The organism is Actinacidiphila sp. bgisy160 (genome assembly GCF_057707815.1).
The window spans coordinates 60,077-84,925 of sequence record NZ_JBYIQW010000019.1 but is presented as its reverse complement, the minus strand read 5'-3'; the positions used below and the strand labels follow the sequence as shown (position 1 = coordinate 84,925).

The following is a 24,849-nucleotide window of genomic DNA, read 5'->3' as shown; positions in this document are numbered from 1 at the left end:
GGACCGGTCCGGATCACGAGGTGAAGTCGGTGGACAGGGCGAGGTCCCGCCACGCGCCGATCTCACGGGCGACTCCGGCGAGCTTGTTCTCCACGTCGGCGAGGCTGGCCTTGCCCAGCGGGATCCGGGCCGGCATCGCCTCCGCCCCGGCGACGGTGATGATGGCGGTCGCCGCCTTCACCGGGTCGCCGTCCTGGGCGTGGTTGCTGTCGTCGGCCCAGTCGCGCATGCCACCCGCGCTCTCCTGGTAGTCCTCGATGACCCGCTCGGTGCGGTGCAGGGAGGAGGAGTCCAGGAAGTCCGTACGGAACGGGCCGGGCTCGATGGCGGTCGCCTGGATGCCGAGCGGCGCGAGTTCCAGCCGCAGCGACTCGGTCACCGCCTCGACGGAGAACTTGGTCGCGCAGTACAGGCCCCAGCCCGCCCACCCGACGAACCCGCCGACGGAGCTGAGGTTGATGATCCGTCCAGAGCGCCGGGCCCGCATGACGGGCAGGACGGCACGGGTCACGGTCAGCAGTCCGAAGACGTTCGTGTCGAACACCGCGCGCGCCTCGGCGTCGCTGGTCTCCTCCACCGCGCCGAGCAGGCCCCGGCCGGCGTTGTTGACGAGGACGTCGATGGTGCCGAAGCGCTCGACCGCCGCCTCGACGGCGGACCGGGCCTGCTCCTCGTCGTTCACGTCGAGCGGTACGGCCAGCAGCCGGTCGGCGTGGGCCGCGAGCGCGTCCTCCACGGCGCGGGGCTTGCGGGCGGTGGCCACGACGTTGTCGCCCCGCTCGAGGGCCTGCCGGGCGATTTCCAGGCCGAACCCGCGGGATGCGCCGGTGATGAACCACGTCGTCATTGGTGATGTGCTCCTCATGATCACTGGGCGTCGTTCTGTCGACGTGTCCCAGCGTCCACCCGCGGCGAAGGGCGGGGCAGGGAAGGATCAACCGTAGGAGACGCCTGCCTGGGACCGGCAGTACCAGTCGGATCCGGTCACGGGCGCACGGCCGCGGGACTCGCCGACCACGTGGCCAGGAAGCGCAGCGCCTCGTGGGCGGCGGTGCCGGGCTGCGCGGTGTAGACGAAGATGGTCTGGTCCGGGTCGTCGCCCACGACGAGGCTCTGGAAGTCCAGCGTCATGGTGCCGGCCACCGGGTGCCGGAAGGTCTTCTCGCCCGCGGCCCGGGTCCGCACCCGGTGGTCCGTCCACCAGCGGCGGAAGTCAGCGTCGGCGGCGGAGAGTTCCTCGACCAGGGCCTTGAGCCGCGGGTCCTGCGGGTCGCGCGCCGCGCCCATCCGGAGGTAGGCGACGCACTCGCGGGCGACGGTTCGCCAGTCGGCGTACAGCTCGCGGAAGGCCGGGGCCAGGAACGCCATGCGCACCAGGTTGCGCTGCGCTTCCGGCACGGCGGCGAAGTCGGTGAGCAGCGCCGCGCCCAGCGGGTTCCAGCCCAGTACGTCCAGCCGGTGGCTCAGCAGCAGGGCCGGGTACTCCTGCAGCCCGTTGAGCAGGGTCTGCGTCTGCGGCCGGATGCGGCCGGGCGCCGAGGCGGGTCGTTGCGCGCCGGCCGCGGCGACCCGCAGCAGGTAGTCACGCTCGTCGGGCCGCAGGCGCAGCGCCCGCGCGAGCGAGTCCAACACCGCCGTCGAGACGTGCACCGTACGGCCCTGCTCCAGGCGCACCACGTAGTCCACGCTCACGTTCGCCAGCTGCGCCAGCTCCTCCCGCCGGAGCCCCGGGACCCGGCGGTGGCGCCCGTCGTCCGGCAGGCCCACGTCTTCGGGGTTCACCCGGGAACGGCACGCCCTCAGGAAGTCACCCAGCGTGGTGTTCGAAGCGTTCCGCTGACTCATATGTCGATTATCGACGCTGCGGGACGGTACCGGGAGCGCCGCCGGCCGGGGGCCTTGGGGCAGTGCCTCCGGCAGGCCCCGTGCGAGCGGGACGGCGTCGGCCGGTCCGGCGTCCCGCGGTGCCAGGGCGGACGGGGCCGTCTTGGCGAGCTCCCGGCCCGGGCCGAGGTCGTACTCGCCCGGTGGGTCGAAGGCCGGGGCGGGTCCGGCTCGGCGGCGACGGACATCGCCCTGCGCAGCCGGTGCCGTGGCGGCACCGGCTGCGCAGGGGTCAGGGGTCAGAGGGGCAGACGGTCAGAAGGTCAGGCTCCAGCGGTCGAGGTAGCCGGGGTCGACGGTGAAGATGCCGGGGGTGTTGTCCGTGACCCGCAGCTTCCAGGTGCCGTTGGCGGGGACCGCCGAGGCGTCCACGGTGTACGTGGCGTGCACCTCGCCCTCGCCGGTGTCCCAGTACCAGGGCTTCACCGGGATCTCCGTCCCGTCCTCGCCGACCAGGGTGACGATCTGGCCGCCCACCCATGGGTGGACCAGGTCGATGGTCACCTTGAGGTCGCTGGGCGCGTTGCCCTTGCGGCCGGTCACGATCAGCGGGGACTCGATCGTCTTCCAGTTCGGGATGTCGTAGCGGGCGGGATTGACGAAGAAGCTGCCGCCGGAGGCCAGGACAGGCCACTCGAAGCGCACCGTGCGCCTGGCCTTGTGCTGGGCGGTGTTCTCGACGGTGATGGCCGTCTTGAAAGTGCCGGCCTTCTTCGGCGTGCCGCTGATCAGGCCCGTCCGCGCGTTGATGGACAGCCCCTTGGGCAGCCCGTGCGCCGAGTAGGCCAGCCGTCCGGGGCTGGAGCCGACCGCCTCGATCTGGCGGCTCATCGGCTGGCCGACGGCCACGGGCCGGGTGGAGGGCGTCACGACGGCGATGTGGTTGACGTAGCGGGCGCCGACGTTGACCGCCGCCCAGGCGTTGCCCACCGCCTCGTAGGTGGCGCTGCCCTGCCCGAACAGGTCGGCGGCCGCCTGCAGGGTGGCGGTGCGCGCCCCGGCGTAGTCGGTGCTGCTGGTCATGTACGTGGTCAGGGCCCGGTACCAGATGTCGGTCGCGTTGCGCAGGCCGACGGGGGCGACGGGGAGGCCGTCGTAGGTGGGGCTGTCGTAGGCGACGCCGTTGATCGTCTTCTTGCCGCTGCCCTCGGAGAGGAGGTAGAAGAAGTGGTTCGCCGGGCCGGAGCTGTGGTGGACGTCCTCCTTCCTCAGCTGCGGCGTCCAGTAGTCCAGCGACGTGCCCTTGACGGGGTCGGCGTCCTTGGACGGCTGGTCCATGTAGCGCAGCGGCTTGCCGGTGCCACGCACGTCGGCGAGTTCGCCCATCATGTAGTCGGGGACGTCGGCGGGGTTGTCCGCGAAGAACTCCACGGCCGTGGCCATGATGTCGCTGGTCGCCTCGTTGAGGCCGCCGGACTCCCCGGCGTAGGTGAGGTTGGCGGTGGCGTAGGTGACGCCGTGCGTCATCTCGTGGGCGGCGATGTCGAGTTCGGTGAGCGGGTGCTCATTGCCGCGGCCGTCGCCGTACGTCATGCAGAAGCAGCCGTCGTCCCAGAAGGCGTTGGCGAAGTTGTCGCCGTAGTGCACCCGTGAGAAGGCTCCGACACCGTTGTCGGCGATGCCGTTGCGGCCGAAGCGCTCCTTGTAGAAGTCCCAGGTCTCCCGCTGGCCGTAGGCCGCGTCCACGGCGGCGGTCTGGCGGTCGGTGATCGTCCCGTCGCCCCAGACGTCGTCGTCGTCGGTGACCAGGTTGCCGTTGCCGCCGACGCCGGTCAGGTCGTACGTCTTGTGCCCGCCGCGCTCCGGGTCGGTCAGCTCGTAGAGGCCGTTGTTGTCGACGGTGCCGATCTGCACCTGCCCGCTGTACTGGCTGTTGCCGGTGCCCGAGCGGATCTCCTCGACTTTCTGGAGCTCCTTGCCGGTCGCGGCGTCGGTGACGACGTTCAGCCGGCTGGGGGTCCCGTCCTTCTGGGTGCCGGTGACGAAGGACTGCCAGGCAAGGGTGGGCTTGCCGTCGCCGAGGAAGACGACCAGACGGGGGGCGCCGTCCGCGGCCGGGTTCCGGGTGCGCTCGCTCTCGGCCGCGGCAAGGGCGGACTTCTTCGCCGTGGCGGCGCTGACGGCGGCCTTCGTGCTGGGCACGGCGACCCGTGCGGACGAGGCCTTGCTGACGGTGCGTGCGCCGGCCCGCTCGTGCACCACCAGGTCCCCGCCGACCACGGGGAGCCCGGCGTACGTGCGCTCGTAGCGTGTGTGCACCGTGCCGTCGGCGTCCTTGATGACGTCCTTGGGTATCAGCGCCTCCTTGTCGCCCAGCCGGAGTGCGCGGGCGGCGGTGACCCGGCCGTCGGACGCCGCCTCGAGCAACTGCTTGCGCTGCGCGGTGGAAAGGGCGAGGGAGCGCGCCCCCGGCCGGGAGTCCGCCACGATCTTGCGCGGCGCCGTCCCGTCCCCCTCGGACGCGGCGACGGCGCCGGTGGCCGGGAGGAGGGGGGTGAGCAGGGCGGCCAGGGTCACGGCGGCGATCGCCGTGACACGGCCGCGTGCGCCACGCGCACGACGGTCGGGAGAGGGATTCGGCAGGGAAGTGGCACCCGTGACAGCGGGTTGGTTCGTCACTCGTGAAGCTCCTTGTGCCCGGCCGTTCGAACGGCCGCTGGGAACGGGAACATCGGAGGCCCAGAATGCCTCCGCAAGGTGACGTGCGAGTGATGCTCGCGCGACGCCGTGGATCGTTTCAGCATGTTCGCCCCATGTCACCACTGCGGAGATCATTGTCCGAAAGTCGGTCACCTCCCTCCCGTGGGAGCGGTACCACGCTTTGCCGACCACGTGCGGATTTACCGTGCGGCAACAGAGAGTTGACGATGCCGAACGAAAAGATCCAGCCACGGCAGCGGACACATCAAGCCGTCCGGATGATGGGGATCTGAGGCTCTTTTCCCTGATCAAAAGAGGCCGAGGCCCATGCGTTCGGCGAGGAGCGGCTCAACTCGACCACTGCGTCGATAATTTCGAGCCAACGCTCCTCGGGGGACGATGGGGTCGCTAAACGTCCTCGGCGGCCGGGACCGCGTACCCCGGCACGGACGGCCAGCGGACGGTCAGCACCGTCGAGTCCTCCTCCGCCACCCACGAGTGGTCCACGCCCTTGCCCCACACGACGTAGTCCCCCTGACGGGCCAGCACCACCGACCGCCCCCGGAACTCGACCCGGAACCGCCCGCTGATGAGGATCTGCAGCGCGGTCCGCTCCTCGCCGCGCACCCACTCCCCGCGCTCGTCCCCCGCCGGGTGGACGCCCCACTTGATCTCCACGGCGTCACTGTGCCGGGGGTCTGCCGCCTCCTTGAAGTGCCCCAGCAGCCACCCCCGGTCGAGCGGCGCGTCCTCACCGGCGTTGCCCACGTAAACGCTGTCGTCCATGACCGGGACGCTAACACCGCGGCTGCGCCGCCCCGATCGCCCGGCCAGGCGGGTGCCTCACTCCGTCTCGCGGGGTTCGCCGGCCACCATCTCCGCCGTGACGGCTCATCGTTCGTGGCCTCGCCAGGCGCCGTCGAGGTACTGGAAACGCGGGGAGTACCCCTCGCGCTCGAAGCCCAGGCGCTCCACCAGCCTGATCGACGCGACGTTCGCGGGCTGGATGTTGGCCTCCAGCCTGTGCAGGCCGAGGTCGCCGAAGGCGTAGGCAGAGCACGAAACCCTCGTGCGTCGGGTGGTCGAAGCGCTCGACGTAGACGGAGAAGGTCTCCGGGGTGTGCTCCCACCTGGGCACCCAGGGCCCGTGCAGTGCGGCGCTCGCCCGGGCGAGCGCGCCGATCTCTTCGTGGTCCCGGACGGTGATCCGCCGGATGGCCACCCGGGGACCGTGGGCGAGGAAGGTGTCGTCAGCCATCGCGCGATCGTAGTGCGACCGGCCTTCGCGGTACCGCTTCCCGACGAACGGCGTTCACTGGTGGGACATCTACGGCTGGGCACATGCGGCGCGCTCAGAGCGATTCGCCGGGCCGCAGATACCGGTAGCCGTGGTCGGTCTGTTCCGCGAGCCAGCCGTTGACGCTGCCGAGGCCCCGCTCGTTGATCTGGCCGTCGTGGATCCCGAACGTCCGTCGCGGTGCGACGGCGTTGACGAAGTCGATCGCCTCGGTCGTCTTCAGCCAGGACGCCTGGAGCGGCACCATGAGCGTCTCGACCGGCTGGGCGGGCACGTGCAGCGCGTCACCGGGGTGGTAGAGGGTGTCGTCGACAACGTAACCGAGGTTCACGCAGTCGGGCCGGCCGGCGTGGACGGGCGCGTGGCGGCCGCCCACCGCACGCACACGGAAGCCGGCGGCGGTGAACTCCGTGCCGGCGCCGACCCGGGCCGACTCCAGCCGCGGGATGTCCGCCCCCGCTGGGGCGTAAACCGGGACGCCGAGCCCGGCCAGGCGAAGGACGTCGACGTGGTCGCTGTGCTCGTGCGTGACCAGTACGGCGTCCGCCCCCGCCAGCGCGGCCGGCTCGCTCCACGTCCCGGGGTCGATGACGAGCACGCGCCCCTCGTGCTCGACGCGCACGCAGGCGTGGGTGTACTTCGTGATCCGCATGACCCCGACCGTAACGCGAGCCCGCCCGAGCCGAGCCGAGCCGAGCCGAGCCGGGTGACGCGATCGGCGAGACATTTCCCTGAAACGTTCTCATCTCATGGGCCGCGCCCACCGCGAACCCCTGGCGCGGACCGCCGGCGCCCCGCTCCCCGACGTCGCGGATGCCGCACCCCACCACGCCCGTCGAGGTTCGTACCCGCTGGGACCTTGCCCCCGCCAGGGACCTCGCTGTAGCCTCCGCAAAAGATTGAAACGGTTCAATAAGCAGCGCGTTGCATCCCGGCACTGATCACCCCGGGATGAAAGGCACCTCCACCACTCACTCCGGGGAGCTACGGAACCATGCACGACCACAGCAACCGCCCCGAGGGCGGCGGGGTTTCCCGCCGCAGCCTCCTCATCGCCACCGCCGTCGCGGGCACAGCGGCGGCCCTGGCCCCCGCACTGCCCGCTGCCGCCGAGGCGCGGACCGGGACCGGGGCGGCGGGCGAGGGCGAGGCGGCACGCGCGTTCGCCGAGCCGGGGAGCGCGGTGCGGCCCAAGTTCCGCTGGTGGTGGCCGGACGGGCTGGTGGACCCCGACGAGATCAGACGCGAGGTCGACCAGATCGCCGACGCCGGGTTCGGCGGTGCCGAGATCGCGGCCGTCCACCACAGCGTGAAGGACGCCTCAGTCCTGGACACCGAGCACCACGGCTGGGGCAGCCCCGCCTGGGTGGCCGGCGTCCAGGCGGCCCTGGACCAGGCCCGCCGGCGGGGCGTCACCATCGACCTCACCATCGGCCCCAGCTGGCCCGCGGCCGTCCCCGGGATCACCCCCGACAGCGAGGCCGCCGTACAGGAACTCGCGCTCGGCGCCGTCACAGTGGCGGCCGGAGCGGACTACTCGGGCCCCGTGCCGCCGCCGGCCGCGGCCGCCGCCTCCGGGGTCACGCGGCAGCGGCTGCTGGGCCTGCTGGCCACCCGGGTCGCCCCCGAGAACGCCACCCGCAAGGAGACCGGCCTGGACCGCGCGAGCGCCCGGGACCTCACCGCGCGTGTCGCCGACGGCGCCGTGGACTGGACCGCCCCCGCCGACGGCGACTGGGTGCTGACCGCCTTCTGGCAGCGCGGCACGGGGCAGACCCCCGAGGGCGGCCCGCACACCTCGCCCACCGCCTACGTCGTGGACCACTTCAGCGCGGCCGGCACCGCGGCCGTCACGGACTTCTGGGAGCGGAGCCTGCTCACCCAGGAGATCCGCAAGCTCCTCGAGTCCGCCGGCGGCGTCCTGTTCGAGGACTCCCTGGAGATCGAGACCAAGGCGCTGCCCTGGACCCCGGGTCTGCCCGCCGCCTTCGAGAAGCGCAACGGCTACCCGCTGCTGCCCGTCCTGCCCGTGGTCGCGATGAGCGGTGGCAACCAGGTCTACGCCTACGACGCCGTCGCGACGCGGCAGATACGGCACGACTTCTGGGACACCGTCAGCGACCTGTACAACACCCACCACCTCACAGCGCTGCGCGACTGGGCGCACGCGCTGGGCCTGGGGATGCGCGCCCAGCCGTACGGCCTGCAGACCGACGCCATCGAGTCGGCCGCGCTGCTGGACATCCCCGAGGGCGAGTCGCTGGGCTTCAAGAACCTGGACGACTACCGCTGCCTGGCCGGCGGCCGGGACATGGCGGGCCACACGGTGCTCTCCTGCGAGGCAGGCGCCTACACAGGCTCCGCGTACAGCACCACATGGGAGAAGTTCCTGCGCACCATGGGCGGCGCGTACGCGGCCGGCGTCAACCAGACCGTCGTGCACGGCTTCTCCTACGCCACGCTGCCCGGGGTGAAGTGGCCCGGCTTCGCGGCCTTCACCCCGTACAACGGCACCGTCGGCTACGGCGAGTCCTGGGGTCCGCGGCACCCGACCTGGCGGCACGTCGGCGATGTGTCGGGCTACCTGTCCCGGGTGCACCACGCCATGCAGCGCGGCACCTCGCGCATCGACGTCGCCGTCTTCCGGCAGACCGGGTACACCGCGACGGGGATCGGCGCCTCCTGGTTCACCTCGACGGGCGTTCCGCTCGGCTGGACCCACCAGTTCGTCAGCGGTCCCCTGCTGGACCTGCCGTCGGCGAAGGTCCGCGACGGGCGCCTGGCCCCCGACGGCCCGGCCTACCGCGCGCTGTTCGTCGAAGGGGACTTCTTCTCCGGCTCCGCGGTCACCCTCACCCTCGCGGACGCGCGCCACCTGCTGCGCCTGACGCGGGCCGGGCTGCCGGTCGTCCTGCTCGGCGACTGGACGACGGTCACGACGCCCGGCGTGGCGGACGACTCCGCCCTGCAGCAGCTCCGCTCCCTCGTCGCCGAACTGCTCGCGCAGCCGCGGGTCCGGCAGGTCACCGAGAAGACGGCGGTGGGCCAGGCCCTCGCGGACCTCGGTCTGGCGCCCGACGTGAGCTACGCCGTCCCCTCGACGCTGCTGACGATGCACCGCTTCGAGGAGGGCGTCGACTGGTTCTACCTCGTCAACGGCAAGCACGCCGAGACCGTGAAGCCCCCCGTCGCCGCGATCGACCACGCCGTCACGGTGCGCCGCACCCGCTCGGACGCGGTACCCCACCTGCTGGACCCGTGGACGGGCGAGGCCCGGCCGCTGGCGCTGTACGCGCAGGACGGCGACCTGTGCACCTTCCGGGTGGCGCTGCAGCCGTCCGAGTCGATGGTCGTGGCCTTCGCGCCGCCGGGACGCTTCCACGGCGAGCCCGGCCGCACGCACGCGGTCACCACGGACGCGGACGACGTGCGCTTCGACGACGGGAGGCTCGTCCTGCGCGCCCGCGCGGCCGGCACCTACACCACCGCGCTATCACGCGGGGGTTCGGTTGGCACCGTGGTCGAGGAGGTGCCCGCGCCGCGCGAGCTCACCTCCTGGACCCTGGACGCCGAGGACTGGCGTCCCGGCGCGGACCCCGACCGCACCACCGTCGTGCGGCACCGGATCGCCCTCGACGCACTGGCGCCGTGGAACGCCATCCCGGACCTCACGGACGCCGCGGGCATCGGCCGGTACCGCGCCACCGTCGAACTCGGCGGGCCCTGGAGCGGCGGCCTCGGCGCCCTGCTCGACCTCGGCGAGGTCACCGACACCTTCCGGGTCAGCGTCAACGGGCGCCCGGCTCCGGTCACCAGCCACATCAACCCCGTGGCGGACCTCGGCGGGCTGCTGCGCCCCGGCACCAACACGATCGAGGTGGAGGTGGCCACGCCGCTGATCAACCGGCTGCGCGTCAGCGACCCGTCGGTGTACGGCGGTGCCGCCTCGCAGCGCACCGGGCTCGTCGGGCCGGTGCGGCTGATCCCGTACGGCCAAGCCGTGGTGGGCCGGGACTGACGGCCCCCGCCTCCGGGGTCCCCGCCGGCCGACGTACGACCGGCGGGGACCCCGGCCACCTGGTTCTCCCGCACCCCAGAGCCAATCACGTTGCCCCGGTCCTTCGCCGTGCACGAGAATCCGGCCGCATGACTTCCGCGATGCGCCACATCACGATCGACTGCGCCGACGCCCACCGTCTGGCGAGCTTCTGGTCCCTCGTCCTGGACCGCCCCCTGCACGAGGACGACAAGCCCGGTGACGAGGAGGCCCTGATCGAGGTCGACGGCGGCCCGGGGCTCCTCTTCGTGACCGTTCCGGACCCCAAGACCGTCAAGAACCGCGTGCACGTGGACGTACAGCCGCAGGACCGCACCCGGGACGAGGAGGTCGAGCGGCTCCTGCTGCTCGGCGCGACCCAGGTCGACGACCGGCGCCGCCCGGACGGCACCGGCTGGGTCGTGCTCGCCGACCCGGAGGGCAACGAGTTCTGCGTCGAGCGCGGCGCGGCGGAGCGCGCGGGCTGAGGCGGCCCGCCTTCCTCCGGCGGGAACCGGGCCCGGCGGTGCGCGTGGCTGGACTCCTGGCCGGTGACCCTGCCGGCGCAGCCGGCGAACGTGAACGTGGACCACGTGGTGCGCCTGGAGCAGGGCCGTACGGTGCTCGTCTCGACGGGGGTGGAGTGTGCCGCGCCGTCGTTCCGGCGTTCAACTTCTCCACGTGAGAGCGGGCTTGACGGCTCCAAACCGTTCGGGCGCGAAGCGGACGTGGGGAAGATCACCCCGCACGCCCTGACCACGTCCGGCGGTTTGGGGCCAGGATGCGACCGCCCCCACCGGGGCAGTCCGAACCTTTGCCGGGCCGGTCCCGGCCCCACGGAACAGCCAGGGAATCCCTTGAGACCATCACCCAGACGCTGGGGCGTGTTCGCCGCCGCCGGCGCCGCCCTCCTGTCGGTGGCGCAACCCGCCGCCGTCACAGCCGCCCACGCCGCTGCGCCCGAGAGCACCGGATCCGACACCCAGGCGGCGCGGAGCGACGTGCCGCCGGGTGTCCACACGGTCACCCTCATCACGGGTGACAGCGTTATCACCCGTCAGTCCGGTGCCGCAGGGGGCACCGTCGAGGTGCGCGGCGCCGACGGCTCCAAGGCCCGCGCGCACATCATGGAGTCACGAGGCGACCTGTACGTCTACCCCGAATCCGCCCTCCCCTACGTGGCGGCGGGCACGCTGGACCGGCGCCTGTTCGACATCAGCAAGCTCGTCGCGGACGGCTACGACGACGCGCACCGCGACCACTTGCCGCTGATCGTCTCCTACGACACCACCGCCGGACGGCGCTCCACGACGCCCCGGGGCGCCACCCGGGTCAGGGACCTCAGCAGCGTCCAGGGTGCCGCCCTCACCGAGGACAAGGACCGGTCCGCCGACTTCTGGCGGTCCGTCACCTCCGGAGCCGGATCGCGAGCCACCAAGGTCACGTCCGGCGAGGCCCCCACCTTCGGCTCCGGCATCGCCCGCATCTGGCTCGACGGCAAGGTCGAGGCCGATCTCGCCGACACCACCGCCCAGATCGGCGCCCCGCGGGCGTGGTCGGCCGGCGACACCGGCAAGGGCGTCGACGTCGCCGTCCTCGACACCGGCGTCGACGCCGGGCACCCCGACCTGTCGGGCCGGATCGCGGCCTCGCGGAGCTTCGTCCCGGACGAGGACGTGACGGACCGCAACGGGCACGGCACCCACGTCGCGTCCACCATCGCCGGCACCGGGGCCGCCTCGGACGGCAAGGAGAAGGGCGTCGCCCCCGGCGCGGACCTGCACGTCGGCAAGGTGCTGGCCGACACCGGCTCCGGTCAGGACTCCTGGGTGCTGGCCGGCATGGAGTGGGCCGCGGTGGACCAGGACGCGGACATCGTGAGCATGAGCCTGGGCTCCGGCACGCCGTCCGACGGCACGGACCCCCTCAGCGCGGCCGTCGACCGCCTGAGCGCGCAGACCGGCGCGCTGTTCGTGATCGCCGCGGGCAACGCGGGCACTCCGGGAAGCATCGGCGGACCGGGCGCGGCCGACTCCGCCCTGACCGTGGGCGCCGTCGACTCCTCGGACGACGTCGCCTGGTTCTCCAGCCAGGGTCCGCGGGTCGGCGACGGCGGCCTCAAGCCGGAGATCACCGCCCCCGGCGTGGACGTCCTGGCGGCCCGCTCGCAGTACGCGCCGGAGGGCGAGGGCAGCTACCAGACGCTCAGCGGCACCTCGATGGCCACCCCGCACGTCGCGGGCGCGGCCGCGCTGCTCGCGTCCGCGCGTCCGGGGCTGACCGGCTCCCAGCTGAAGGACCTGCTGGTGAGCAGCTCGAAGCAGACCCCGCAGTACGACGCGTTCCAGGCGGGCAGCGGCCGGGTGGACGTCCCGTCGGCGCTCGGTGCCGACGTGTTCGCCTCGGCGACCGCGTTCACCGGCCAGGCGGAGGCGGGCGGCGGCGCGGCCGCGGTCCGGCGCCCGGTCACGTACACCAACACCGGGAGTGCCCCGGTGACGCTCGCCCTTTCCGTCGAGGCCCCCAACGCCCCGGCGGGCCTGTTCTCGCTGTCCGCGTCCCGGGTCGTCGTGCCGGCGCACGGCACCGCAGAGGTCACCGTCGGCATCGACGGCTCGAAGGCGACGGGCAACGGCCGCTGGTCCGGCCAGGTCGTCGCGGCCGACCCGGAGGGCAGGACGGTCACCCACACGGCGGTGTCGCTGGGCGACGGCGCCCACAAGCTGACGATGGTCCTCAAGGACGGCGACGGCAAGCCGATGTCCGGGGTCGTCCAGGTGCTGCGCTCCGGGAACTTCGAGCCGGAGTTCTACATCGCCGACGCGACCGGTCGGCTGGAGGCCTGGCTCCCGGACGACGTCTACTCGGTGCTGTCCTTCAAGGACGTACGCGGCGTGCACGGCCCGCACTCGATGGGCATGGCGCTCCTCGGCGACCCCGAGGTCGTCATGGACCGCGACCGGACGGTGACGCTGGACGCGACGAAGGTCACGCGGGTCGAGATGACGACACCGCAGCCGACCGAGGCGACCTACCAGCGCCTGGAGTACAACCGGGCGATGGGCGGCGGCCGCTGGCGCGACTACATGGAGACCCAGACCAGCTACGACAGCCTCTGGGCGCAGCCCACCACGCACAAGGTCACCCATGGCGACTTCCACCTCGGCGCCCGCTGGCGCAAGGAGCAGCCCGCGCTGTCCGTGACGACCGGCGGCGACGAGTTCACGGACGTCCTGCGACAGGAGGACGTCACCGCACTCCCCCAGGGCACGTACTCGTTCCCGCTGGTGGCGGCCGGTGACGGCGCGGGCGCGGACTACGCCGGGCTGGACGCGCGCGGCAAGGCCGTGGTCGTGCGCCGCAACGCGGCCGTGGGCGACGCCGAACAGGCCGCCGCGGCGGCCGCGGCGGGCGCCAGGCTTCTGCTCGTCGTGAACGACCAGCCGGGACGTCAGCTGCGCAGCTACACCGACGACCCCTTCACGCCCGCCCGGATCGACGTCGCGCTGCTGAGCACCGACGAGGGCGAGCGGCTCATGCGCCGCGCGTCGGCACGGGGCGCCGTGCTGAAGGCCGGCTCGCAGCCGGTCAGCCCGTACGTCTACGACCTCATGTGGACGTGGCACAACGAGATCCCCGGCGACCTGGTCGTCGAGGGCGGCACGAAGAACCTGGCCCGGGTGGACGTCTCCTTCGACAGCCCCGATCCGGCCAAGGGCGGCGGCGAGTTCCGCTTCGACTGGCCCGTGTACTCCAACTGGGGCATCGGCCTGACGATGCGGGAGCCGGTGAACTCCCGGCGGGTCGACTGGGTCTCCACCGGGCCCGGGTACTCCTGGGGCCAGGAGGCGTACGTCGACGGCCTGCTGTACGAGATCGAGCCGCGCGCCACGTACCGGCCGGGCAGCCGGCACACCCAGGAGTGGTTCAAGCCCGTCGAGCGGCCGTACCTCAACGACAACTACAAGCTGCCGACGCGCAGCGGAAGTTGGCTGGCCTTCGACATACCCGCCTGGGGTGGCGCGGACCACGTCGGCATGTCGATGGACTACGAGCGCACCCGGCAGACGCTCACGCTCTACCAGGGCGACACACGCCTGGGGCAGAGCACGACCAACACCAGCATGGGTGGCACCGCCCCAGCCACCGGCCGGCTGCCCTACCGCCTGGTGCTGGACGCGAGCCGTGACGCCTCGGTGAGCCCCTACTCCTCCACCACGCACACCGAGTGGGCGTTCACCTCCGAGGCGCCGTCGGGCGACGAGCCGGCGGTGCTTCCGCTGCCGCAGATCGACTACGGCATCGCCACGGACGGGGAGGGCAGGGCCGCTCGCGGCGACGCGCTGTCCGTCACGGCCGCCCACCTGCCGGGCGCCGTCGGCGCGGGCACCCTGTCGGCCGTCTCCCTGGAGGTGTCCTACGACGACGGACGCACCTGGCGGAAGACCGCCTGCGGGCACGACGGCCGCTTCAGGCTGTCCGCCCCGAAGCAGGCGCGGTTCGTCTCGCTGCGTGCGCGTGCGCACGACTCGGCGGGCAACGCGGTCACCCAGACCGTGATCCGGGCCTTCGGCCTCCGCTGACGCGGGACACCGGTTCCCCACCGGTGCGGGCGGCCCGCCCGCACCGCGCTCAGCGCCCCCGGGCGCTGAGCGCGGTGGCCGCGATCCCGCGCGCCGCCAGCCGCTTCAGGAGTTCCGCCTCCTGTGCTCGCGTCACGGCGATCCACAGGGCGGCCCCCGAGTCGTCGGCCGTGAAGACCGTCCGTCCCGCGCGTCGGCCCTCGGCGTGGATCGTGTATGGGACCAGATCGAGCAGCAGCCCGAACTGCGCGTCGTCACGGACGTCGATGTCGATCCCCATCCCGGGATCGGCGCGCCGGGAGCGCGTGCCGGCTGCCACCGCCTCCCGGGCCAGGGTGAGCGCGCCGCCGTACGAGGACAGCGCCTCGGCCGGCCAGGTGCGACGGTCGCAGTACGCGTCGACGTGCGCGCTGTCGAGGTCCGGCCGCAGGACGCGTAGTGCCTCCCGGTGGACACACGCCGCGTCCGCGGGGCTCAGCCCGTCAGCGAGTGCGCGTCCGCGGCGGAGTCCGCCGTCCTGGTCGATCATGCCCACAAGCCTGTCACACACCGTCGCGTTCGTGTCACGGCGGTGATGCGGAAGACGCCGGGACCCCGCGGGCGACGGCCCGCGGGGTCCCGGCGTGAGAGGGGACTCAGGCGGCCTCGGTGCCGGCCTGGGAGAGCTCCTGGATGACCTTGGTCAGGCCGGCGACGACCTCGGAGTCGTCGGCCGGGTGGGTCTCGGCGAAACGGATCACCGAGCTCGGGATGGAGAGCTTGACGTCCGTGAGGACCGAGGCGCCGGCGATGCCGGCCGCCTTGCGGGCCTCGTCCTGCGCCCACACGCCGCCGTACTGACCGTACGCGGTGCCGACCACGGCGACCGGCTTGCCGGTCAGGGCCGCGGCGCCGCGGGGGCGGGACAGCCAGTCGATGGCGTTCTTGAGGACGGCCGGGATGGTGCCGTTGTACTCGGGCGAGAAGAAGAGGAACGCGTCGGTCGCGGCGGCAGCGGCCCGCAGCCGGGCGGCGGCTTCGGGCACCGCGCCCTCGACGTCGATGTCCTCGTTGTAGAAGGGGATTTCCGCGAGCCCCTCGTAGAGCGTGATGTCGACGCCCTCAGGGGCGTGCTTCACGGCCGCCTCGGCGAGCTGACGGTTGTGCGAACCGGCGCGGAGGCTGCCGACGAGGGCGAGGATGCGGACGGTCATGGGCGATCTCCCTGTGAGGACATTGAAGCGGACCGTGGTCCGATTATTTTGTACCAGCAAAACGGACCGGGGTCCACTTTCATTCCCGCCGCTACGCTGTGTCCATGACCGAGCCGCCCAGCACCGCCCTCCCCGTGAGCGTCGCCTCCGCCGGCTGCGCGCACCTCACACTCACGGCGGCGAACGAACCCCCACCGCTGCGGGCCGACGCGGCGCGGAACCGCAAGCGCCTGCTGGAGGTGGCGGCCGAACTCGCCGCTGAACGCGGAGCCGCGAACGTGACCATGGACGCCGTCGCCGTCGCGGCCGGGGTCGGCAAGGGGACGGTCTTCCGGCGCTTCGGCGACCGCACGGGATTGATGCTCTCCCTGCTCGACCACATCGAGCAGCAGCTCCAGGCGGCCTTCCTCACCGGCCCGCCACCCCTCGGACCGGACGCCCCGCCCCTGGAGCGGCTGCGCGCCTTCGGCCCCGCCGTGATACGCCACGAGCACGCCCACCGCGACCTCTACATGGCCGCACGCCGCGAGGAGAGCCGCCGCTTCAACCCGTCCTTCCAGCTCCGACTCACACATCTGACGCTGTTGCTCCGGCAGGCGGGCGCGCCCGGAGACCTCGAACTGACCGGATACACCCTGCAGGCCTACCTCGACACCGCGCTCGCCCAATACCTGCTCACGGTCCGCGGTATGCCAGTCGAGCGGCTGGACGCCGGCTGGTGCGATCTGGTCGACCGCCTCGGCACACCGCGATAGCGGGCCGTGGGGCCGAGGGGACAGCGGGCTGCAGGGGCGAGGGGGAAGAGATGACACGGCACGTCGGCGACGTGGTGACCGGCACGCCGGGGACGCCCGGGAAGCGGCCGCTGTGGCCGCGCCCCCAGGTGTGGGCGAACCTCGCCATCGGGGTGCCGGCGGCGCTCCCCCTGTACTGCGCACGGTGGCTGCTCACGGTGTACCTGCCGATGGACTGCCGGAGCGTGGCGGACTCGTACGCGCCGGGCTTCTCCGGCGACTGCGACTACGGCACGCTCGACCACGCGGGCCCGGTCGTGTTCCTGCTGTTCCTGACCGGTGCCCTCGTCCTGGCCGTCGTGCTCGTCGTCGACGTGCTGCTGCCGCTCTCCCGGGGCCGGAGCGCCCGGCCGTGGCTCGTGGCGGCGGCGTTCGTCCCCGTGCCGTACGCGGCGCTGACGGCCGGGGTCCTCCTTCTGTCGTGATCCCGACAGCGGGCGTAAAGACGCCGTTGTCCGTCTCCCGTTTCCCCATCTGTTGAATCGTTTAACTCGCTAGCATGCGGCGGACATTGGATGGATCTAACGTGAAGGATCCCCTGTGAGACCGCTCTTCCCGGGCCGAACTGGCCTGCCGATCGTCGCGGGTGTCGCGGCAATGCTGATGGCGATCCCACCGGCGTCTGCCAGTGACCACGCCACCGCCTCCTCGTCGGAGGGCGTGGTCGTGACCGGCGGTGCCCACTCGGCCTCCACCTCGCGAACCGTCACCCTCATCACCGGCGACCGGGTCACCGTCACCCCGGGCGGCGACGGCCGCGCCTCCGTCACCGTGGAGGGCCCCCGCGGCCACCGCGCGGACGCCCGCATCACCACGCAGCACGGCGACACCTACGTCTACCCGTCCGCCGCCGAGCGGTACGTGGCGGCCGGACTGCTCGACACCGACCTCTTCAACGTCACGCGGCTGATCGCCGACGGTTACGACGACGCGCGGTCCAAGGGCCTGCCCGTCATCCTGACGTACTCCTCCGAGGCCCGGCGGAAGCTCGCGGCGCCGTCCCTTCCCGAAGGGGCCACCGGCGCACGGGCACTGACCAGCATCGACAGCACCGCCACCACCCAGGACCACGACCAGGCGCCGGAGTTCTGGGCCGACCTGACCGGCCGGGCCGCCCCGCAGGCGGCCGCGAACGCCAGGGCGGGCGGCCTGGCCCTGACCGGCGGCATACGCAAGGTGTGGCTCGACGGCAAGGTCGAGGCCGACCTCGCGGACAGCGTCGCGCAGATCGGCGCCCCCGAGGTGTGGAAGGGCGGCAACACCGGCCAGGACGTGGACGTCGCCGTCCTCGACACCGGCTACGACCCCGGGCACCCCGACCTCGGCGGTGTCGTCACCGACTCCCGCAGCTTCGTACCCGGCGAGGACGTCGACGACCACCACGGCCACGGCACCCATGTGGCGTCCACCATCGCCGGCAACGGCGCCGCGTCCGGCGGCAAGGAGAAGGGCGTCGCCCCCGGCGTGCGGCTGCACGTGGGCAAGGTCCTCAGCAACGCGGGCAGTGGATCCGACTCCTGGATCATCGCCGGCATGGAGTGGGCCGCCCGCGACGCCAAGGCACGCGTGATCAGCATGAGCCTCGGCAGCGACCAGCCCACCGACGGCACCGACCCGATGAGCCGGGCGGTCAACGAACTCAGTGCCGAGACGGGCGCGTTGTTCACCATCGCCGCAGGCAACTCCGGCCCGTACGAGGGCACCGTGGCCGCGCCCGGCGCCGCGGACGCCGCGCTGACCGTCGGCGCCGTCGACTCCTCCGACGCCATCGCCGACTTCTCCAGCCGCGGCCCCCGCTTCCGCGACGACGCGATGAAGCCGGAGATCACCGCCCCCGGCGTCGGCATCCTGGCGGCTCGCTCGCAGTGGGCGCCCTTCGGCAGCGGCTCGTACGCCACCCTCAGCGGCACCTCGATGGCCACCCCGCACGTCGCGGGCGTCGCCGCCCTGGTGGCGGCCGAGCACCCGGACTGGAACGGCGCCCGGATCAAGGACGCCCTGGTCTCCACCTCCGTCGCGACGCCGGACATCCCCGCGGACTCGGGCGGCAACGGACGCGTGGACGCGGTCGCCGCCACCAGCGGCACGCTCGTGGCCACCGCCAAGGCCGACGCCGGCATCCACCCCCCGGGCGGCGCGTCCGGCGGGACCGTGACCCGTACCGTGGAGTGGGCCAACTCCGCTGACACCGCCGTCACCGTGACGCCGCGGGTGGACGCGGCGGGGGCACCCGAGGGCCTGTTCACCGTGACGGACGATCAGGTGACCGTCCCCGCACACGGCACCGCCTCCACCACCGTGACCACCACGCTCGACCGGGCCCCGGCGGGATCCCGCTTCACCGGGCACGTCGAGGGCGTCGTCGACGGCAAGGCCGTCACCCGCACCCTGCTCGCGGTCAGCACCCGCGACGAGTACCACCACCTGCGCGTCCACGTCACCGACCGCGCCGGTGACCCGCTGGTCGGCCTGGTGATGTACCAGCGCAAGGGCGACGAGTACGCGCAGGCCCTGTACACCGACCTCGACGGCGTGCTGGACACCGTCGTCCCTCCGGGCACGTACACCGTCTGGACCTGGGGCGCCGTGCGCGGCGTCCACGGCGAGTCCTCCTACGGGCGGGCGCTGCTGGCCAGGACCGGCGTCGTGGTCGGGAACACCGACACCGACACGACCCTGGACGGCACGAAGTTGCGCAGGACCGAGGTCGTCACGCCGAAGACGTCCACGGACAGCGACATCCGCATGGACTTCACCCAGTCCTTCAAGGACGGCGCTCCGGCGATCACGGACACCGCGACCGTCGGCGACGGCTTCGACAGCGTGTGGGCGCTGCCCATGCCGAAGGCCTCCGGCGGCGACCTGGCGTACACGGTGCGCTGGCGCATGCAGCAGCCGCTGCTGGCGCTCTCCTCCGGCGACCAGGCCTTCGACGACCTGTGGCTGCAGCCCGGTTCCGGCCGCCCGGCCGAGGGAACCAGGACGCTGCCCGCGGTCTTCGCCGGCAAGGGCACCGCGGCCGAGTACGCGGCCGCCGACGCCGAGGACAAGGTGGCCGTGGTCCGCTACACGGGGAGCGACGACCAGGTCAGCGCCGCCAAAAAGGCGGGCGTCGCCCTGCTGGTCATGGTGAACGACCTGGACGGCCGGCTGCGCGAGCCGGTGCGCCGCACCGACCTGGTCATCGCGGGCATCTCCCGCACCGAGGGCGAGACCCTGATCGGCCGCATCCAGGACAGCAGTGACGGCTCGGTGCCGATGCGGGTCGTCGGCCACGCCGAGACCGACTACCTGTACGACCTGGTGCACACCTGGCACGGCACGATCCCACGGAGCCAGCGTTACGCGCCGGCCGAGCACCGGCTGGCCCGGGTCGACGTCGGGTTCCGCAACGAACCCGGCACCGAGGTGGACGAGTTCCGCTACGACATCCAGCCGTACCTCGGGGTGAAGGTCGGCGGCACGCGGCTGTCGACGGCCGGCGCCGAGCGCACCGACTGGGTCACCCCGGCGGGCGAGGCGACCTGGATGGAGGAGGCCGCCAACGGCATCCGCTCGATCCAGTTCTCCGGGCTGGTCGGCTATCCGGCGGGACGCACCACCGACGTCCAGTGGTTCGGTCCCGTCGAGCACCCGCGGATGAACGAGAGCCAGTGGCTGCCCCAGCGCAGCGGTGACGTCCTCGACGTGATCATCCCGGCCTGGGGCGACGGCGGCCGCGACCACGCGGGAGTGGTCGGCCCGGGCACCACCACCCAGGTGAACGAGCTCTACCGGGGCGACGAGCTGGTCACCCGCACCGAGGGCGGCTGGCTGGGCGGGGACGTCCCGGCGGCCTCGGGCCGGTACCGCCTGGTGACGTCCACCGAGCGGACGGAGGGGTACCCGTACTCCACGGCGACCCGCACCGAGTGGGGCTTCTCCTCCGCGACGGCCGGCACGGACGACCCGCGGGTGCTGCCGCTGCTGCAGCTCGACTACGGGATCCGCACCGACGCGGCCGGCGCCGCGCGACGCGACGCCGAACTCACGGTGAGTGCCTCCCCGTTGCCGGACACGTCGACCGGGCGGGTCCGCACCGACGCGGTGGAGGTCTCGTACGACGACGGCCGCACGTGGCACAGGCTCGCGCTGCGCGGCGCGGACGACGGCGGCGCCCGGGTCCGTCTGGACGCGCCGCGGCGGGCCGAGTTCCTGTCGCTGCGGGTGCGTGCCTCGGACAAGCGGGGCAACACGGTGACGCAGACGGTGATCCGGGCGACCGGCCTCGCCTGATCCGGGGCCCGCACACACCGCGGCCGGTCCCCCCGTACGGGGGCCGGCCGCGGTGCCGTTCCCCATACGCTCCCCTCGTCGCCTGCCTCGACCCGGCAGGCCGGACGGGTCGTCCGCTGCCGGAACCGGCCCTGGGCGGCCCTCGGCACGGCGTGATCGGATGAGCGAGCGGGGGTCACCCGCGGTGAGGAGACACAGTGGGTCCGGGGGAGCAGAAGAGGTCACCGGCGGGGATATGGCTACTGATCGCCGTGGCGGCGCTGGCCGTCGGGGTGGCGATGGTCTTCCAGACACGCGGGGCGCTGGAACGGGAGCGGGCGTTCCGCGCCGCGCCGCCGTGCGTCTCGGTACCCGTCAAGGCGTCGGAGTGCCGATGGGAGCAGCGGTTCACGGTGCGGTCGGTGGACACGCACAGCGGTGAACGGGCCCAATCGGCCGAGGCGGAACTGGTGTTGCCGTCCGGTAAGCCGTGGCATGTGACTTTCCGCCAGACCGGTCCCGTACTGTCGCAGTTGGAGCCGGACGACAAAATCGTGGGCCTGGTCTGGCGGGGGCGGGTCGTCGAGATACGGGACGCCGCGGGAACGTGGCAGGAGACCAGCGACGGGCCCCTGGAGTGGCCCGAGGACCGCCTCGGCGGCGCGCTCGCCGGCCTCTCGTTCGGTCTGGTGGGGCTCGTGGGGGCGCTGTGGTCGCTGTTCGCGTCGGGTTCCCGTCACGCGAGCGCGGCGCGCGCGGTGCGGTGGCACGGCGTGGCCATGGGCGTCGCGGCCATCGTGACGCTCTGGGTGCAGGCGGCCAACGACTGGCCGATGTGGTCGATCCCGGCGGTCTGGGGGCCGCTGGCGCTGCTCCTGCTGGTCTCGGCGGTGGCGTTCGCCGTGGCGGCGCTCCGCGGTGAACCCGGCGACGACGCCCCGGCCGGCGGGCGGCCGGCCCGCAAGCCTGAGGACCTGCCGGGCGGGGCCCCGGGGCCGGGGGCCGTACGTCCCTGACCCGGCCGCCCTCGAAGCGCCGCCCGGAACGGACCGGTGCCGGCCCCCTCGTCATGAGGGGGCCGGCACCGTGGCGCGGTGCCGCGTCAGCCGATGGTGACGAGGGTGCCCGCCGCGTTGGGGTAGCCGACGTAACCGGTGGCCGGACGGTCTGACGGGACGCCGCTCCACGAGGCGGTCAGCGTCAGCGGGACGCCGGGCTTCGTGGCGGGGTGCTGCGGCGTCACCGTGAACGTGCCCTGCGTGGGTGCGCTGTCCGGGCCGATCAGGTTGGCCTGGAAGGAGAACGGGAAGTCCGTCAGCTCCGGCTGGCTGCCCAGCGTCACGACGATGGCCAGGTACTTGCCGGCCTTCATGCTCGGCAGGCTCACGACGGGCCGCGTCTGGTCGAGGGCGAGGTCCCCGACGATGTACGGCGACTGGCCGTCGCCCGGATCGTACGCGAGCAGCAGGCTCAGCCGGGCCTCGGGGTTGTCGGGCGTCACGAAGAACTGCCCGGCCTGCGTTCCCTCCGGCACCGTGAACGTGAAGTCCTGCTCGGGCTTGTCCGGGGACACCGAGTTGTGGACCGGGGTGCCCGCGACCGGGCCGCGCGGGGTGACGGCGAGCGACGTGGTACCCGGCGTCACCTCGAAGGAGACGCTGCCGCTGCCGGCGGGGCCGGACACCCGGTCCGGGGCGATCAGGCTCCACGGTGTGAGGACGACCGGGCTGCGCACACCGGTGCGGCCGTGCCGCCAGGTGAGGTCACCGGTGACGGTCTCGCCGGACCGCCCGGTCGTCAGCTCGAAGGAGACGGTGAAGGTGGCCTTCTGGCCGGCCCTGCTGAAGTGCAGTACGGACGGGTGGACGGTGGTCTTCACCCCGGGCACCGAGAGCGAGGCCCGGTAGGTGCCGGGCGTCACGGCGGTGACGGTACGGGTCACGGTCTGCGAGCCGACCATCCGGCCGATGGCGATCGACGGGTAGTTGAGGTCGCTGGGGTCGACGGCCTTCACACCGCTGCCGGTGTCGACGCCGAGGCCCTCCAGGTAGGCCAGCCAGTCCTTCTCGGTCGAGTCGTAGACCAGACCCGGTTCGAACATGCCGGCCGGCCGCACCTCACCGGCTCCCTGGGCGAACAGGTCGGTGTTCCTGGCACCGGTCGCCGTCTTCGTGTCGGCGGCGGTCGTCATCATCGCGGACTTCACGGCCATCGGCGACCACCTGGGGTGCTCGGCCAGGTAGAGCGCGGCGAGACCGGCGATGTGCGGGGTCGCCATCGAGGTGCCGGTCATGAAGTCGTAGTCGTGGCCGAAGTTGGAGGCCGGTGCCACGGCCGCGAGGATGCCGACGCCCGGGGCGGCGATGTCGGGCTTGAGGAGGTCGCCGTGGTTCGTCGTCGACGGCCCACGCGAGGAGAACGGCGCGATCTGCGGGTACGGCTGGCCGGTCGTACCGCCCGGGAGCAGGCTCGCCTCCGCTCCGGAGGTGGCGGCGTACGCCCGGACGTCGGTGGCGCCGGGGGTGTTGAGGTGCACCGTGGGCACCGCGTGCAGGTCGCCGTCGGTGTCGAGGTCGCTGACGTTGACCAGGATCATGCCGACGCCGCCGGCGCGCTGGACCTCGTGGGACTTGTCGACGCGGGGGTTGACGCCCCGGTCGCAGACGACGATCGCGCCGACGACCTTCGCCGGGTCGAGGGTGCCGTCCTGGCACAGCGCGGCGTCGGTCGTGGAGGCGCCGGAGTTCTTCACCTTCTCTGCCAGTACGAGGGGCTTCGGGCCGAGCGGGGCGTCCACGGTGGTGCTTCCGCCGACGTAGGTGTCGCCGTTACCGAGGCGCGCGGTGGCCTCGTAGGGCGCCAGGGTGCTCGCGGCCACCGTGGTCGTCCACGGGGCGACGTTGTCGGCGGAGGAGACCTCGGGGCCGGAGTTGCCGGCCGCGGTGGCGACGAAGACGCCCGCGGCCGCGGCGGTGCGGAAGGCGGCCTGGACCGGGGAGTCCGGGGCGGTCTCGACGATCGACCCGGCGGAGTAGTTGATGACGTCGACGCCGTCGGCGACCGCCTGGTCGACGGCCGCGACGATGTCGGAGGTCATGCCGCCGCTGTCGCCCGCCGCCTTGCCGGTCCAGAACGCCTTGTAGACGGCGATCGCGGCGGCCGGCGCGACGCCGGATATCCCGCCGAACCGCCGCCCGTCGACGGTGACGTCGACGCCGCTGTTCCCGGCGGCGGTGGACGCGGTGTGCGTGCCGTGGCCCTCGCCGTCCCGCGCGGAGACGTAGTCCGCGCGGCGCTCCGGCGGCACACGGGCCAGCCAGGCGTCGCCGAACCAACGGGCGCTGACGAGCTTGCTGTTGCAGGCCCCGGCGGTGAACTCCTCGCCTGCCTGGCAGCTTCCGGTGAAGGTGCCGCCGTCCGCCTTACGCATGACAACCTTGTCACCCTGGCGGTAGGGACGGTACGGCTCCTTCGCGGTGGGCCGCGCCGTGCCCAGCGGGGTGGCCGCGAAGGAGTGGCTCTCCGGCCAGATGCCGGTGTCGATGTCGCCGATCACGACACCGCGGCCTGCCTTCTCGGTGCCGCCGAGGGCGGCCCACAGTCCGTGGCGTCCGGAGAGGCCGAGGAAGTCCTGGGAGTTCCGGTCGTCGGAGACCTTGTTGAGGGTGTCGGGCGTCACCGACAGCACCCCGGGGGCCTCCGAGAGCGCGGCCACCTGCGCGGCGGACAGGTCTGCGGTGAAGCCGTTGGTGACGACCGCGTACTGGCGCTTGATGCGCGCGCCCACCGAGGCGGCCATGGAGCGCTGTTCGCCGGTGAGGTGCGCGCGGTAGCGCACGGCGTCCGCGTCGGTCAGGTCGATTTTGGCGCCCGGCGCGGGGGCTGTGCCGGGTATGCCGTCGACTCCGCCCCGGTAGGCGGCGATCGGCCGGTCGGCGAGGGTGACGATGTAGCGGCCCGCGGCGAGGTGGCCCGCCACGGGGACGGGCGTCGGGCCCGCGGCGGGAGCCGCCTGGGCGGGAACCGCGGCCGGCAGGGCCAGCGCGACTGCGGTGACCGCCACCAGGGCGGCCGGTCTGATGCGTGACTTCGAGGTCACGTTCGGTCCTCCAAAGGGAAGAGGCCAGGGACATCACAGCGCGCCCGGGCGCGGCGGGGCGAGCGGGGA

At 72.9% G+C, this 24,849-nt stretch carries 15 protein-coding genes and 1 pseudogene; 7 read left to right on the top strand and 9 right to left on the bottom strand.

The window, feature by feature from the left end; translation table 11 throughout:
* Nucleotides 1–13: 13 nt before the first annotated feature.
* The 6 genes and pseudogenes from AC3EUJ_RS17620 to AC3EUJ_RS17595 form a co-directional block, all read right to left on the bottom strand.
* Complete coding sequence (locus AC3EUJ_RS17620) at nt 14–847, bottom strand: oxidoreductase (RefSeq protein ID WP_431962301.1); 834 nt, start codon at nt 845–847, stop codon at nt 14–16.
* Between the two features lie 137 nt (nt 848–984).
* On the bottom strand, nt 985–1,845 hold the full coding sequence (locus AC3EUJ_RS17615) for a helix-turn-helix transcriptional regulator (protein ID WP_431962299.1): 861 nt from the start codon (nt 1,843–1,845) through the stop codon (nt 985–987).
* A 294-nt stretch (nt 1,846–2,139) separates the two neighbouring features.
* The gene (locus AC3EUJ_RS17610; protein ID WP_431962297.1) at nt 2,140–4,401 is read right to left on the bottom strand and encodes a M4 family metallopeptidase; all 2,262 of its coding nucleotides are present in this window, start codon (nt 4,399–4,401) and stop codon (nt 2,140–2,142) included.
* A gap of 531 nt (nt 4,402–4,932) precedes the next feature.
* The gene (locus tag AC3EUJ_RS17605) at nt 4,933–5,310 is read right to left on the bottom strand and encodes a cupin domain-containing protein (protein WP_431962295.1); all 378 of its coding nucleotides are present in this window, start codon (nt 5,308–5,310) and stop codon (nt 4,933–4,935) included.
* Between the two features lie 105 nt (nt 5,311–5,415).
* Nucleotides 5,416–5,782 (bottom strand): annotated as a pseudogene (locus tag AC3EUJ_RS17600) (GNAT family N-acetyltransferase).
* Nucleotides 5,783–5,876: 94 nt separating this feature from the next.
* Nucleotides 5,877–6,473 carry an MBL fold metallo-hydrolase gene (locus AC3EUJ_RS17595; protein WP_431962293.1) on the bottom strand — a complete coding sequence of 199 codons (597 nt, stop codon included), beginning with the start codon at nt 6,471–6,473 and terminating at the stop codon, nt 5,877–5,879.
* Between the two features lie 342 nt (nt 6,474–6,815).
* On the opposite strand from AC3EUJ_RS17595, the gene AC3EUJ_RS17590 reads away from it, so the two are divergent.
* The 3 genes from AC3EUJ_RS17590 to AC3EUJ_RS17580 all read left to right on the top strand — a co-directional run bounded on the left by AC3EUJ_RS17590 (nt 6,816) and on the right by AC3EUJ_RS17580 (nt 14,440).
* Nucleotides 6,816–9,839 (top strand): glycosyl hydrolase, encoded by a 3,024-nt coding sequence (locus AC3EUJ_RS17590; RefSeq protein ID WP_431962291.1) that lies wholly within the window; start codon nt 6,816–6,818, stop codon nt 9,837–9,839.
* Between the two features lie 128 nt (nt 9,840–9,967).
* Nucleotides 9,968–10,345 carry a VOC family protein gene (locus AC3EUJ_RS17585; protein ID WP_431962289.1) on the top strand — a complete coding sequence of 126 codons (378 nt, stop codon included), beginning with the start codon at nt 9,968–9,970 and terminating at the stop codon, nt 10,343–10,345.
* Between the two features lie 369 nt (nt 10,346–10,714).
* On the top strand, nt 10,715–14,440 hold the full coding sequence (locus tag AC3EUJ_RS17580; protein ID WP_431962287.1) for a S8 family serine peptidase: 3,726 nt from the start codon (nt 10,715–10,717) through the stop codon (nt 14,438–14,440).
* A 49-nt stretch (nt 14,441–14,489) separates the two neighbouring features.
* On the opposite strand, the gene AC3EUJ_RS17575 is transcribed toward AC3EUJ_RS17580, so the two are convergent.
* Nucleotides 14,490–14,969 carry a hypothetical protein gene (locus AC3EUJ_RS17575; RefSeq protein WP_431962285.1) on the bottom strand — a complete coding sequence of 160 codons (480 nt, stop codon included), beginning with the start codon at nt 14,967–14,969 and terminating at the stop codon, nt 14,490–14,492.
* Between the two features lie 106 nt (nt 14,970–15,075).
* A complete protein-coding gene (locus AC3EUJ_RS17570; protein ID WP_431962283.1) occupies nt 15,076–15,633 on the bottom strand; it encodes an NAD(P)H-dependent oxidoreductase in 558 nt (185 codons plus the stop codon).
* A gap of 104 nt (nt 15,634–15,737) precedes the next feature.
* On the opposite strand from AC3EUJ_RS17570, the gene AC3EUJ_RS17565 reads away from it, so the two are divergent.
* The 4 genes from AC3EUJ_RS17565 to AC3EUJ_RS17550 all read left to right on the top strand — a co-directional run bounded on the left by AC3EUJ_RS17565 (nt 15,738) and on the right by AC3EUJ_RS17550 (nt 21,697).
* Nucleotides 15,738–16,388, top strand: a complete 651-nt coding sequence (locus tag AC3EUJ_RS17565; protein ID WP_431962281.1) for a TetR/AcrR family transcriptional regulator — start codon at nt 15,738–15,740, stop codon at nt 16,386–16,388.
* Nucleotides 16,389–16,438: 50 nt separating this feature from the next.
* Nucleotides 16,439–16,852, top strand: a complete 414-nt coding sequence (locus AC3EUJ_RS17560; RefSeq protein WP_431962279.1) for a hypothetical protein — start codon at nt 16,439–16,441, stop codon at nt 16,850–16,852.
* A 115-nt stretch (nt 16,853–16,967) separates the two neighbouring features.
* Nucleotides 16,968–20,702 carry a S8 family serine peptidase gene (locus AC3EUJ_RS17555; RefSeq protein ID WP_431962277.1) on the top strand — a complete coding sequence of 1,245 codons (3,735 nt, stop codon included), beginning with the start codon at nt 16,968–16,970 and terminating at the stop codon, nt 20,700–20,702.
* A gap of 197 nt (nt 20,703–20,899) precedes the next feature.
* Entirely contained in the window at nt 20,900–21,697 is a 798-nt protein-coding gene (locus tag AC3EUJ_RS17550) for a hypothetical protein (protein WP_431962275.1), read from the top strand.
* Nucleotides 21,698–21,783: 86 nt separating this feature from the next.
* Here the strand turns inward: AC3EUJ_RS17550 and AC3EUJ_RS17545 are convergent, their stop codons facing one another.
* A complete protein-coding gene (locus tag AC3EUJ_RS17545; RefSeq protein ID WP_431962273.1) occupies nt 21,784–24,780 on the bottom strand; it encodes a S8 family serine peptidase in 2,997 nt (998 codons plus the stop codon).
* Between the last annotated feature and the right edge of the window lie 69 nt (nt 24,781–24,849).